11 protein-coding genes and 1 tRNA gene are annotated in these 11,981 nt (G+C 61.1%); 11 read left to right on the top strand and 1 reads right to left on the bottom strand.

Annotation, left to right across the window (positions count from 1 at the left end):
• The first annotated feature begins 212 nt into the window (after nt 1–212).
• The 4 genes from fabD to fabF all read left to right on the top strand — a co-directional run bounded on the left by fabD (nt 213) and on the right by fabF (nt 3,763).
• Nucleotides 213–1,157 carry an ACP S-malonyltransferase gene (fabD, locus tag ACVOLV_RS05940; RefSeq protein WP_481553583.1) on the top strand — a complete coding sequence of 315 codons (945 nt, stop codon included), beginning with the start codon at nt 213–215 and terminating at the stop codon, nt 1,155–1,157.
• 85 nt (nt 1,158–1,242) lie between these two features.
• Nucleotides 1,243–1,986 carry a 3-oxoacyl-ACP reductase FabG gene (gene fabG, locus ACVOLV_RS05935; RefSeq protein WP_481545768.1) on the top strand — a complete coding sequence of 248 codons (744 nt, stop codon included), beginning with the start codon at nt 1,243–1,245 and terminating at the stop codon, nt 1,984–1,986.
• Nucleotides 1,987–2,137: 151 nt separating this feature from the next.
• Nucleotides 2,138–2,377, top strand: coding sequence for an acyl carrier protein (gene acpP / locus ACVOLV_RS05930; protein WP_054659808.1), 240 nt, complete (start codon nt 2,138–2,140; stop codon nt 2,375–2,377).
• A 123-nt stretch (nt 2,378–2,500) separates the two neighbouring features.
• The gene (gene fabF / locus ACVOLV_RS05925; protein WP_303749119.1) at nt 2,501–3,763 is read left to right on the top strand and encodes a beta-ketoacyl-ACP synthase II; all 1,263 of its coding nucleotides are present in this window, start codon (nt 2,501–2,503) and stop codon (nt 3,761–3,763) included.
• On the opposite strand, the gene ACVOLV_RS05920 is transcribed toward fabF, so the two are convergent.
• Nucleotides 3,760–4,131, bottom strand: a complete 372-nt coding sequence (locus tag ACVOLV_RS05920; protein WP_481553582.1) for a hypothetical protein — start codon at nt 4,129–4,131, stop codon at nt 3,760–3,762. The two genes, fabF and ACVOLV_RS05920, sit on opposite strands and share 4 nt — an antisense overlap.
• Before the next feature lie 3 nt (nt 4,132–4,134).
• Between ACVOLV_RS05920 and ACVOLV_RS05915 the strand changes: the two genes are divergently transcribed.
• From ACVOLV_RS05915 to ACVOLV_RS05885, 7 genes are all read left to right on the top strand, one after another.
• A complete protein-coding gene (locus tag ACVOLV_RS05915) occupies nt 4,135–5,487 on the top strand; it encodes an aminodeoxychorismate synthase component I (RefSeq protein ID WP_481553581.1) in 1,353 nt (450 codons plus the stop codon).
• A 72-nt stretch (nt 5,488–5,559) separates the two neighbouring features.
• A complete protein-coding gene (gene mltG / locus ACVOLV_RS05910; RefSeq protein WP_481553580.1) occupies nt 5,560–6,618 on the top strand; it encodes an endolytic transglycosylase MltG in 1,059 nt (352 codons plus the stop codon).
• A 34-nt stretch (nt 6,619–6,652) separates the two neighbouring features.
• Entirely contained in the window at nt 6,653–7,612 is a 960-nt protein-coding gene (locus ACVOLV_RS05905) for a DNA polymerase III subunit delta' (RefSeq protein ID WP_481553579.1), read from the top strand.
• Nucleotides 7,609–7,962 carry a PilZ domain-containing protein gene (locus ACVOLV_RS05900; RefSeq protein ID WP_282268537.1) on the top strand — a complete coding sequence of 118 codons (354 nt, stop codon included), beginning with the start codon at nt 7,609–7,611 and terminating at the stop codon, nt 7,960–7,962. Before ACVOLV_RS05905 ends, ACVOLV_RS05900 begins: the two co-directional genes overlap by 4 nt.
• A gap of 63 nt (nt 7,963–8,025) precedes the next feature.
• Nucleotides 8,026–8,100, top strand: a tRNA-Val gene (locus ACVOLV_RS05895).
• A gap of 459 nt (nt 8,101–8,559) precedes the next feature.
• Nucleotides 8,560–11,013: an SIR2 family protein gene (locus ACVOLV_RS05890; protein ID WP_481553578.1), complete on the top strand. Its 2,454-nt coding sequence runs from the start codon at nt 8,560–8,562 to the stop codon at nt 11,011–11,013.
• A 110-nt stretch (nt 11,014–11,123) separates the two neighbouring features.
• Nucleotides 11,124–11,528, top strand: coding sequence for a hypothetical protein (locus tag ACVOLV_RS05885; protein ID WP_481553577.1), 405 nt, complete (start codon nt 11,124–11,126; stop codon nt 11,526–11,528).
• Nucleotides 11,529–11,981 lie beyond the last annotated feature (453 nt).

Here is an 11,981-nt window from a genome sequence, read left to right as displayed (position 1 = left end):
CCGGCGGGGCCCCGCCCCCCCCCCCCCCCCCCCCCCCCCGCGCCCCGGGGGGCGCCCCGGGCCCCCGGCGCCCCCCGCGCCCCGGGGCGCCGCCCCCCCCCCCCCCCCCCCCCCCCACTACAAGTCCATGCCGCTGCATACGCGCCAGTACAGACGGGCGGGCGCTTTCGCGCTTATTATTCCGGCCTTCGATTGATGCAGCAGAAGACCGCGTGACTGACTCCCGACTCGCTTTCGTATTCCCCGGCCAGGGCTCGCAATCCATTGGGATGTTGGCCGAACTGGCTGAACTGCATCCGCAGATCCGTGAAACCTTTGCCGAGGCCTCCGAAGGCGCGGGCGTCGATCTGTGGGCGTTGTCGCAGGGCGGCCCGGAAGAGCAGCTCAATCGCACCGAATTCACCCAGCCGGCGCTGCTGGCCGCCAGCATCGCGGTATGGCGCCTGTGGAATGCACAGGGCGGCGCACAGCCGGCGGTTCTGGCCGGTCACAGCCTTGGCGAATACACCGCATTGGTCGCCGCTGGCGCGCTGACGCTGCACGACGGCGCACATCTGGTGCGCCTGCGTGGTCAGCTGATGCAGGACGCTGCCCCGACCGGAGTTGGTGCGATGGCGGCCGTGCTCGGTGCCGAAGATGCGTTGGTGCTGGAAGTCTGCGCCGAGGCTGCTGGCAGCCAAGTGGTGGTGCCGGCCAATTTCAACTCGCCGGGTCAGATCGTGATCGGCGGCGACGCTGCTGCGGTGGACCGCGCGCTCGCGCTGTTGGCCGAGAAGGGCGTGCGCAAGGCGGTGAAGCTGGCGGTCAGCGTGCCGTCGCACACGCCGCTGATGCGCGAAGCCGCCAATCGTCTGGAAGCCGTGATGAACGGCCTGGCGTGGCAGCTGCCGGCCTTGCCGGTGGTGCAGAACGTTGATGCACAGGTGCATGACGGCGTGGACGCCATCCGTCAGGCGCTGGTGCAGCAGCTGTACCAGCCGGTGCAGTGGACCGGTTGCGTGCAGGCGCTGGCCGCACGTGGTGTCAGCCGCGTCGCCGAATGCGGCCCGGGCAAGGTGCTGACCGGTCTGGTCAAGCGCATCGACAAGAACATTGAAGGGCGTTCGCTCGCCACCCCGGCAGATTTTGCCGGTGCGCTGGAAGAGTGGGCCAACTGAGCAAGCGATTGCGGCGCGGGCGCAGCCTGCGCACGGTCATGATGGGTGCTGCGCGTGCGCGGTGCCATGCATACAAGGAACAGAAATGAGCAAGCCATTGCAGGGTGAAATCGCGCTGGTCACCGGCGCAAGCCGCGGTATCGGTGCCGCCATTGCCGACGAACTGGCCGCGCTGGGCGCGACCGTCATCGGTACCGCCACCACCGAGTCCGGCGCTGCCGCCATCGGTACGCGTCTTGCCGCACAAGGCGGCCACGGCCGTGCACTGAACGTGACCGAGCCAGGTGCGGTGGATGCGCTGATCGACGCGGTGAGCAAGGAATTCGGCGCCATCAGCATCCTGGTCAACAACGCCGGCATCACCCGCGACAACCTGCTGATGCGCATGAAGGACGAGGACTGGCAGGCCATTCTCGACACCAACCTGACCAGCGTTTACCGCACTTCCAAGGCGGTGATGCGCGGCATGATGAAGGCACGCAAGGGCCGCATCATCAACATCGCCTCGGTCATCGGTGTCACCGGCAATGCCGGCCAGGCCAACTATGCCGCCGCCAAGGCTGGCATCATTGCCTTCTCCAAGTCGCTGGCCAAGGAAATCGGTAGCCGCGGCGTGACCGTCAACGTGGTCGCACCGGGCTTCATCGACACGGACATGACCAAGGATCTGCCCGAGGACGCCAAGGCGGCGATGCTCGGCCAGGTCGCGCTGGGCCGCCTCGGCGAGCCCGCAGACATCGCCAAGGCGGTGGCGTTCCTGGCCGGTCCGTCGGCCAGTTACATCACCGGCGAAACCCTTCACGTGAACGGCGGTTTGTACATGCCGTAAGCGTGGCGTGCACGGACTGCACCCAAGTGATTGATCGTCTAGGCTTTTTTGTTCAGAAACACCGCCGCGACGGTTTCCACTACACTATCCCACGGCCAGCCCTGGGGGCTGGCGTCTTTTGAACCACTACTCCATCTGGAGCGATATCCTAATGAGCACCATCGAAGAACGCGTCAAGAAGATTGTTGTTGAGCAGCTTGGCGTCAAGGAAGAAGAAGTCACCACCAGCGCATCGTTCGTCGATGACCTGGGCGCAGACTCGCTGGACACCGTCGAGCTGGTGATGGCGCTGGAAGAAGAGTTCGAGTGCGAGATCCCGGACGAAGAAGCTGAGAAGATCGGCACCGTCCAGGCTGCCATCGACTACGTCAAGGCACACGTCAAGGCCTGATCCAGGTCTGACAAGGCGCGGTCGGCAAGCCTGTCTGCCGCGTTGCAAACCCATGGGGCCGCTGATGCGGCCCTGTGCTTTTAAGCTTGAATCTCCCCGCGTGCGGGGCCAGGAGAATCCGCAATGAGTCGTCGCGTAGTTGTTACCGGCATGGGCATGGTGTCGCCGCTGGGCAATGATCTGGCCAGCAGTTGGGAAGGCATCATCAACGGCCGTTCGGGCATCGGCCCGCTGACGAATGTTGCAGATAACTATCTGGAACGTTTCACCACCAAAATTGCAGGTGAGGTCAGGGATTTCGACATCACCGCCGACAACCCCTTGTTCGGCAAGTATCGGGTCAGTGGCAAGGATGCCAAGAAGATGGACCCGTTCATCCATTACGGCCTGGGTGCCGCCTTCATGGCGCTGCACGACTCCGGCCTGGAAATCACCGACGCCAACGCTGAGCGCATTGGCGCCATCGTCGGTGCCGGCATCGGCGGCCTGCTCGGCATCGAAGAGCAGACCATCGAGTTCCACGAAGGCAAGAAGATCTCGCCGTTCTACGTGCCCAAGACCATCATCAACATGCTGCCGGGCCAGCTGAGCATCATCGCCGGGCTGAAGGGCCCGTCGTTCTCGGCAGTGTCGGCCTGCGCCACGTCCAACCATTCCATCGGTACGGCGATGCGCATGATCCAGTACGGCGACGCCGACGTGATGGTCGCCGGTGGCGCCGAGCGTGGCTCCTCGCCGACCGCACTGGGCGGCTTCTGCGCGATGAAGGCCATGTCCACCCGCAACGACGACCCGACCAAGGCCTCGCGTCCGTGGGACCAGGGCCGTGACGGCTTCGTGCTGGGCGACGGTGCCGGCATCCTGATCCTGGAAGAGTACGAGCACGCCAAGGCGCGCGGCGCCAAGATCTACTGCGAGCTGGCCGGCTTCGGCGCAAGCTCCGACGCGTACCACATGACCGCACCGAGCGAGAACGGCGAAGGCGCCGCCCGCTGCATGGTCGCGGCGATGAAGGACGCAGGCGTCACCCCGGAGCAGGTGGGTTACCTCAACGCACACGGCACTTCGACGCCGCTGGGCGACCTGGGCGAGACCATGGCGATGAAGACCGCCTTCGGCGAGCACGCCTACAAGATGCTGGTCAGCTCGACCAAGTCGATGACCGGCCACCTGTTGGGTGCAGCGGGCGGCGTGGAAGCGATCTTCTCGGTGATGGCGCTGAACACCGGCATCATCCCGCCGACGATCAACCTGGAAAACCCGAGCGAAGGCTGCGACCTGGACTACGTGCCGAACGTGGCCCGCAAGGCCGACGTGGACGTGGTGATGTCGAATGGCTTCGGCTTCGGCGGCACCAATGGCACGTTGGTGTTCAAGCGGATTTAACGCGGCTTTGTGGCTCTGCGTGAAGCTCCTACTCGTTGGTTTTGTTTGAAGCTCTTGCTCGTCGTTTTGCTCGAAGCTGTTGCTTGAAGCTTGTGCTTGCCGCTTTGCTTGAAGCTCCCGCTCGCCGCTTTGCTTGAAGCTGCTGCTTGTTGCTTTGCTTGAAGCTTTTGGCTGTAGCCTTGCTCAACGCTTTGCTCAACGCTTTGCTCAAAGCCCCTCTCCCGCAAGCGGGAGAGGGGTTGGGGTGAGGGCAGCTTTAAAGCTCCAAAAGCTTTAAGAGCTTTAAAAGCTCCCCTCATCCGCCCTTCGGGCACCTTCTCCCGCAGGCGGGAGAAGGGAACAGCCTGCATTTCTGACATTTCGGGCACACGATGCACATCCTTCCCCTGCACGCCGACACCGACCTGCTGGCGCTGCATCGGCTCGCGCCGCATCGCTATCCGGTCCTGCTTGAATCCACTGCCGCCGGCAAGCTCGGCCAGTGGGACATGCTGCTGATCGCCAACGGCAATCAGTTGCTGCTCAACCCCGACGGCAGCCTGCAACGCGAAGACGGCACCTCAGTCGAAGGCGACTTCCTCTCCGCACTCGACTGCGACTGGCAATCCCTGCGCCAAGCCCGCAACCCGATGGCAGCGGACATCCCATTTCGCGGCGGTTGGGCACTCTTGCTCGATTACGAACTCGCGCAACAAGTCGAACCCATCCTGCAGCTGCCGCAGCGCAGTGACGGCCTGCCAGCCGCGATCGCACTACGCTGCCCGGCAGCAGTACTGCGCGAGCGCGACAGCGGCCGCTGCATCGCCATCGCCGAAGACGACGTGGCAGACCTGCTCGGCCAGCTCCAGCACGATCAAGCCGAAGCCGCACAGCTATCGCCGTTGCCGCAGTGGAACGGCCCAAGCGCCATCAACGAAGACGCAGGCGAACGCTTCACCGACGGTGTGCACAAGGTCATCGACTACCTGCATGCCGGCGACGTCTTCCAGGTAAACCTGTCGCGCCGCTGGCAAGCGCAGTTCGACGCACCGCTCGCACCCGAAGCGCTATACGCACGCCTGCGCACCGCAAACCCCGCACCCTTCGCTGGCCTGTTCGCTGCCGCCGGCCGCGCCGTGGTGAGCTCCTCGCCGGAGCGCCTGGTGTCGGTCAGTGGTGATGTGGTGCAGACCCGCCCGATCGCCGGCACCCGCCCGCGCTTCGCAGGCGACGACGATGCCGCCCGCATCCAGGAGCTGGTCGGCCATCCCAAGGAGCGCGCCGAGCACGTGATGCTGATCGACCTGGAGCGCAACGACCTGGGACGCATCGCCGCGCCCGGCAGCGTCGAAGTCGATGAACTGATGATCGTGGAGAGTTACGCCCACGTGCACCACATCGTCAGTAACGTGCGCGCACGCCTGCGTCCGGAAGTCACGCCGGGCGAAGTGATCGCCGCCACCTTCCCCGGCGGCACCATCACCGGCTGCCCCAAGGTGCGCTGCATGGAGATCATCGCCGAGCTGGAGCAAACCGCCCGTGGTGCCTATACCGGCGCCTTCGGCTGGCTGAACCGCGATGGCGATATGGACCTGAACATCCTGATCCGCACCGCGGAAGTGCAGGGCAGCACCGCCAGCTTCCGTACCGGCGCCGGCATCGTGGTGGATTCGCTGGCCGACAAGGAGCTGGACGAAACCCGGGCCAAGGCGCGCGGGCTGTTGCGTGCGCTCGATCCACAATGATGAACGCCGTTTTGGCTAGCGTTGCCGCCAGCGCGGTATCCTGCGCATCCACTATTTGAAGACGGGGTGACCATGGCGGGTGCCAAGCGCGGATGTCTGTTGGTGCTGGCGGTGCTGGTATTGCTGCTTGCCCTGGCTGGCGCAGGTGCGGCCTGGTTGTGGCAACGGCAGAGCAGTTTTGCCGATGCGCCGCTGACGCCTTCCGAGCAGAGCGTCAGCATCGCCTCCGGTGATTCGCTCAACAGCGTGCTGCGCAAGCTGCGCGCGGCCGGCGTCGACGAAGGCGACGACCTGCAATGGCAGCTGCTGGCCCGCCAGCTCGACGCCGCCGGCAAGCTGAAGATTGGCGAATACGCCCTCGACCCGACACTCACGCCGCGCCAGCTGCTGTTGAACATGCGCCAGGGCAAGGTGCTGCAATACCGCGTCACCATCGTCGAGGGCTGGAACATCCGCCAGCTGCGTGCCGCATTGGCGCGCGCACAGCCACTGCAGCACGAAACCACCGACCTGTCCGACACCGAGCTGATGGCCAAGCTCGGCTTCGCCGACCAGCACCCGGAAGGCCGCTTCCTGCCGGAAACCTATATCTACCAGCGTGGCGACAGCGACGTGGACGTGCTCAAGCGCGCCCATGCCGCGATGGAGAAGGAACTGGATGCCGCCTGGGCCGAGCGCAGCGATGATCTGCCGCTGAAGTCGCCTTACGAACTGCTGATCCTGGCCTCGATCATCGAGAAGGAAACCGGCCTGGCCAGCGAGCGCCCGCAGATTGCCGGCGTGTTCGCGCGCCGCCTGAAGATGGGCATGCGCCTGCAGACCGACCCGACCGTGATCTACGGCATCGGCAGCGCCTACGACGGCAATATCCGCAAGGTGCACCTGACCACCGACACGCCGTACAACACCTATACCCGCGCCGGCCTCACGCCGACGCCGATCGCCATGCCTGGCCGCGACGCGCTGCATGCCGCCGCCAAGCCGGCGCCGGGCGATGCGCTGTACTTCGTCGCCGTCGGCGATGGCAGTGGCGCGCATGTGTTCTCCGCGTCCTACACCGATCACAACAGCGCCGTGGCCGAGTACCTGAAGCGGCTGCGCGCGAAGCGCAGCGAGGCGGCGGCGCAATGAGCGGCATGACCCGAATGATGCACAGGAAGTCCCGATGAGCGAAGCACTCGCCCCTTGGCAGCAGCGCGTCTATGACCAGACCGTGGCCGCACTGGACGTGGGTCGGCTTGGTCACGGCCTGCTGCTGTGCGGCCCGGCCGGCATGGGCAAGCGTGCGGTGGCGATGCGGCTGGCCGCGCATGTGCTCAACCATGGCGGGGACGCGGCGGCACGCCAGCGCAACGCCCAGTTGATCGCCGCTGGCACCCACCCGGACCTGCAGTTCACCAGCTTCATCCCCAACAAGACCGGCGACAAGCTGCGCACCGAGATCGTCATCGAGCAGGTGCGTGAGATCTCGCAGAAGCTGGCGCTGACCCCGCATTACGGCGTGGCCCAGGTGGTCATCGTCGATCCGGCCGATGCAATCAACCGCTCCGCCTGCAACGCCTTGCTGAAGACGCTGGAAGAGCCGTCGCCCGGGCGCTACCTGTGGCTGCTCAGCGCCGACCCGGCGCGCCTGCCGCAGACCATTCGCAGCCGTTGCCAGCGCCTGGAGTTCCGCATGCCACCGCGTGAGGAAGCCATGGCCTGGCTGCAGACCCGTGGCTATACCGAAGGCGTGGCGCGTGAAGCGCTGGACGCCACCCGTGGCCACCCGGCATTGGCCGACCAGTGGCTGCAGGGCGAGGGCATGGCCCTGCGCCGCCAGGTGGCCAGCGAGCTGGAGCAACTGCTGGCCGGCAAGCTGGGCAGCGTCGAGCTGGCCCAGCGCTGGACCGGCGACGACAACGCCGACCTGCGCCTGCGCCATGCCGCCGACCTGGCACTGAAGAAAGCGGCCGACGGCTTGACCGATCCGGCCCGATTGAACAAGCTGGCCGCCTGGTTTGATGCCGCCAATCGCACCCGCGACCTGCTGCGCACCACCATCCGCGCCGACCTGGCCGTGGTGGAGCTGCTGCTGGCATGGGGCGCGGCCAACCAAGTGCAATCCAAGGGGACAAATCGATGAGTGCGACGAACGCCCGCCAGGGCATCCTTTCGCTGGCGGTAAAGGACAAGGCAGCGCTGTACGGCGCCTACATGCCGTTCGTGAAGAACGGTGGCGTCTTCGTGCCCACGCCCAAGCGCTACTTCCTCGGCGACGAGGTGTTCCTGCTGCTGACCCTGCCGGACTCCAGCGAGCGCCTGCCGGTGGCCGGCAAGGTGGTCTGGGTCACCCCGCTGGGCGCGCAGGGCAACCGCCAGGCCGGCATCGGCGTGCAGCTCGCCGACGGCGCCGACGGCGAGGCCATCCGCAACAAGATCGAAACCCTGCTGGCCGGCACATCAAGCTCGGACAAGCCGACGCAGACGATGTGAAATCGTGTGAAGAAAGATGTTGACGTGCTCGCTCAGCCCCCTATAATGAGCGGCTCGCAACACGGGCGGTTAGCTCAGCGGTAGAGCATTGCCTTCACACGGCAAGGGTCACAGGTTCGATCCCTGTACCGCCCACCATCAAAATTTGAGTGTTGCAGACAAAACCGGCGAAAGCCGGTTTTTTCGTTTGCCCCCGCAAAACGCATGTCATTTTGCGTTGCGGGCAGCGACCAAGATCACATGTTGTGGACCTTCAATGCGTTGCTAGCCGATCTTTGTTTAAACAGATGTGGCCAATGGGCTGGTTCAGCGGGCCAACCTGATAGACCGGTCAACTGAAGTGGCTGGACGGACCACGCCTTACTGCTTCAGGGGTGGCACAGTCTGAGTAGGGATGGTTAGCCTCAGGTTGAGAAATGTCCTCTAGCTGCATCGTGATCATTTTCCCTGAGAATTGACTCTTACGATCCTGGGGGAGCGGCTAGTTCCTCGCTGGCAAACAAGATCGTATGTTGCTTCCAGTCCCTTCGCGTGACCAACCCTGCCGATCTAGGTACAGTTCGATTGCGGATCGCAATCAGGAATAGGGGGAGCAACATGGCAGTTGAACTTTCGCGCGCAGTTAAGGATATCCGTCCTGAACAATGCGTTCTTTTTTTCGGAGCTGGTGCTGCGGTCACCTCTGGCGCGCCATCGGTCGATAAGCTAATTCGGTCTATCGCAGCTGAATTTTCTATTGATTCTGATGGATTGAGTCTGCGGGAAATAGCCCAGTTGGCTGAAGCTCAGTATGGAAATCGCCGACGCCTCATTCATGCTATCAGGCCGCTTTTCAATAATATAAGACCGTCGGGTGGTCTTTTAAATCTGCCCTTGCTCAATTGGAAGGGTTTGTATACGACCAATTATGACAATTTGATTGAGCAGACCTATAGTGCCAAATCGGTTGCACTGAATGTTTATTCTTCTAATTTTGATTTCAGTCAAATAGAGTTGCCTGGAGCTCAGAATTTATTCAAGCTGCACGGTACGATTGAAAAAGATGTGGTGGACGGTAGTCAGAGCAGGATCATAATAACTGATGATGATTATGACCTGACTTTTCAATATCGAGAGGCGCTTTTTGGCAGGCTTCAGAATGATCTGGTTGGGTCTCAGTTGGTAATAATTGGGCACTCTCTTGCTGACGCGCACATTAAAGAGATTGTTGAGAAGGCTGTTAAGATAAATGCTGAGAACCATAACCAGCGGCAGATAACGTTGCTCGTTTACACTCGGGATGAACGTCGGGCTACCCTGATGGAGGCTAGGGGGCTTCAAGTGGTTTTTGCTGGCGTCGATGAATTCTTCGCTGAGGTGATGAAGCAATCTCCCTCTAGTTTGCCAGTTAGAAGCTATACAGGGGACCCGCTGGACGCGGCGCCGTTGCTGCACGGAATGGTGAAAAACATCGCGCATGCTTCGACTCGCGACACTAATGTTTCAGCGATGTTTAATGGCTGGCCTGCGACATATGCAGATATTGGTGCTGGGCTTACATTCGAACGTACTGTCGCTCGTCAAATAGTTTCAGACATATTAAGTGGTGATGTTCGCTACGCAACGATCGTTGGAGCAAGTGGGGTAGGAAAGACTACTGCGGCTCGTCAGGTGATGAGTCAGCTTTCAGCAAATCACGTGCATGCTTGGGAGCACAACGCATCCATGGCACTTGTCCCGGACGCTTGGAGGGCTGTGGCTGCGAGGCTTTCTGCTGAAGATCAACGGGGGGTTATTTTTGTTGATGAAGCCAGCTCTCACCTAGTTGAGATAAATCGTCTAATCGATAATCTTGCCGGCGACGGGAACACTAGTTTGTGCGTTGTACTAGCATCAGCAAAGGCCAGCTGGACGCCAAGAATAAAGTCAATCTATCTCAATAGGTTCGGGCAAGAGTATGTATTGCGTCGCGTGGATTCCGGTGAGGTTGATCGGCTTCTAAACTTGGTTGATCAGAATGTCGCGCTAAAAACGCTGGTGGAAGCGTCATTTAAGGGGTTCTCTCGGTATGAGCGCCGGCGACGGCTGGTTGAGCGATGTGAATCAGATTTCTTCGTTTGTATGCGTAATATATTTGCGTCAGAGAAATTTGATGACATTGTTCTTCGGGAATATGCTGCGCTGGGGGCTGATGCACAGGAGGTGTACAAAATAGTTGCGGCTTTAGAAAGTGGTGGGGTTCAGGTTCACCGTCAGTTGGTCATTCGGTTGCTTGGTGTTAATGTTAATGGATTGAATAACCTTCTTGACTCCCTTTCTGAGATCGTGATTGAAAGTACTGTTAGCGAGAAGGAGGGTGTTTACGGCTGGAAGGGTAGGCACCAAGTGATTTCACATATCATCGCAAAGTACAAATTTGGGGATCAGCTGGCAATCTACGATTTGCTGGAGCGCGTCATTCAGGCATCTTCTCCGACTTATCAGATTGAGGTGAGAAGTCTGCGAGAGCTTTGCTCTCAGGACTACGGAATTCCAAGAATATCGGACACTGAGGACCAGAACGTTCTCTACAGAATGGTGATGTCTGTTGTACCCGGAGAGAGAGTTCCGCGGCACAAGTTGATTCGAAATCTAATACGAATGGGTGATTTTGAAGGCGCAGCCACTGAGATACGTATATTCGATGCGGACTTTAGGGAGGATGGTCCGGTCGCACGCTATAAGATCGACTTGATGGTTGCAAGGGCGGAGCAATCGCCCGGCTTAATGCGCGAAGACAGAGTTGCTATTCTCCAAGATGCGGCAGAGTTCGCTGCGCAAGCGCTAAATAAATTCGGTGATAACAAGCACGTACTAAACGCATATGCGAATGCGGGAGTGGCTTGGTTTAGATATACCGCTGATCCGGACGTTTTTGATGCCGCGTTGGATGGTCTGCGCGCGGCCGAGGAGCGAACTTCTGATCCAGAGATATCAACCATGATCGCTCGATTGTCGAGGAAATTCTCCGCCGCGTCGGCATCTGATGACGAGGATGTGGAGGTTGACGACTTGGCTGCGGAAGGAAGTTAGAGGAAACGGGGGCAAGGCCTGGCTTCTGCTGGCGAACGTTCTTGTGTTGCGGTCTGACTGCAACTTACTTCCTTCAGGAATGCGAAATCGTGAGAACTCCGGGCCAGCTGATGGCTATTTCAATCAAGGAGATCCTGCTGCCAGAGATACGCCGGCTTAGGTTCGGCGGTAGCGGCGTAGCCAACTTCGTTCGAGCCAGTGAGGCTCACCGCGACTTCCTATCGATCCAATACTGGACGTATGGCGGCAGCTTCATCCTGGAGTTCAGCCGGGTTCCGGCGACTTGGGTTGACCCTGACTCGGGTGCAGTGCCCAGGCGAGTGTTCGAGACGGATCCGCTGCTTAGAAGGCGCTTGATCGATACGGAGCAGCGCAAGGATTTCCGTGGCTTTTCGTTCAAGGCATTCGGTAGCGAACAAAGCCAGTACGACCAGTTGGCGGCTTCGGTTGTTGCGTTGTTGCCGCAGGTTGAGGCGTGGCTGGAGAGTGGGATTAAGGGGCCGAATATTCACTGATATACGGTCGCGCCATTCTGTTCCGTTGGCGGGTTGTGCTGCTTGAAATCTATTGGCTGCTTCGGGCCGTCATGTACGTTGTGTAGCCTGGGTAAGTGCAGCGCACCCGGGAGGTTGGGGTTTCTTGGTGTTTCAGGTTGCTCGCGGACGGCCCCGGGTGCGCTTTGCTTACCCGGGCTACGTTGATGCCGGGCTGCGGCGGTTATCTGACTGTCTGCTTGGCTGTCCCGTCTAAATGAACGGCATTGCGCTTCAACCGGCTTTTTAATCGTTTCACTCCGCTTTCCGCGCCCGGCAGGCTATCTTTGCCGCGGGTCGCTGGCGACCCATTCATTTCGCGGTGGTTCCGGCTTGGCGCGGTGCGCTTCCGGGGCCGTTGGGTCTTTCAGGAGAGTGAAGTGGCAAATGTAGGGAAGCGGCGTCTGGGCAGTGTTGTGCGTGGCGTCGGTCGGG

It is taken from the genome of Stenotrophomonas sp. STEN023, from assembly GCF_056760135.1.
The sequence above is the reverse complement of the archived record's forward strand: the minus strand, read 5'-3'. Positions and strand labels throughout refer to the sequence as shown.

Bases quoted from the DNA above. Each gene is read 5' to 3' on its own strand.
- fabF (WP_303749119.1), top strand. From the start codon at position 2,501: ATGAGTCGTCGCGTAGTTGTTACCGGCATGGGCATGGTGTCGCCGCTG.
- ACVOLV_RS05900 (WP_282268537.1), top strand. From the start codon at position 7,609: ATGAGTGCGACGAACGCCCGCCAGGGCATCCTTTCGCTGGCGGTAAAG.
- ACVOLV_RS05905 (WP_481553579.1), top strand. From the start codon at position 6,653: ATGAGCGAAGCACTCGCCCCTTGGCAGCAGCGCGTCTATGACCAGACC.
- fabG (WP_481545768.1), top strand. From the start codon at position 1,243: ATGAGCAAGCCATTGCAGGGTGAAATCGCGCTGGTCACCGGCGCAAGC.
- acpP (WP_054659808.1), top strand. From the start codon at position 2,138: ATGAGCACCATCGAAGAACGCGTCAAGAAGATTGTTGTTGAGCAGCTT.
- ACVOLV_RS05890 (WP_481553578.1), top strand. From the start codon at position 8,560: ATGGCAGTTGAACTTTCGCGCGCAGTTAAGGATATCCGTCCTGAACAA.
- mltG (WP_481553580.1), top strand. From the start codon at position 5,560: ATGGCGGGTGCCAAGCGCGGATGTCTGTTGGTGCTGGCGGTGCTGGTA.
- ACVOLV_RS05885 (WP_481553577.1), top strand. From the start codon at position 11,124: ATGGCTATTTCAATCAAGGAGATCCTGCTGCCAGAGATACGCCGGCTT.
- ACVOLV_RS05915 (WP_481553581.1), top strand. From the start codon at position 4,135: ATGCACATCCTTCCCCTGCACGCCGACACCGACCTGCTGGCGCTGCAT.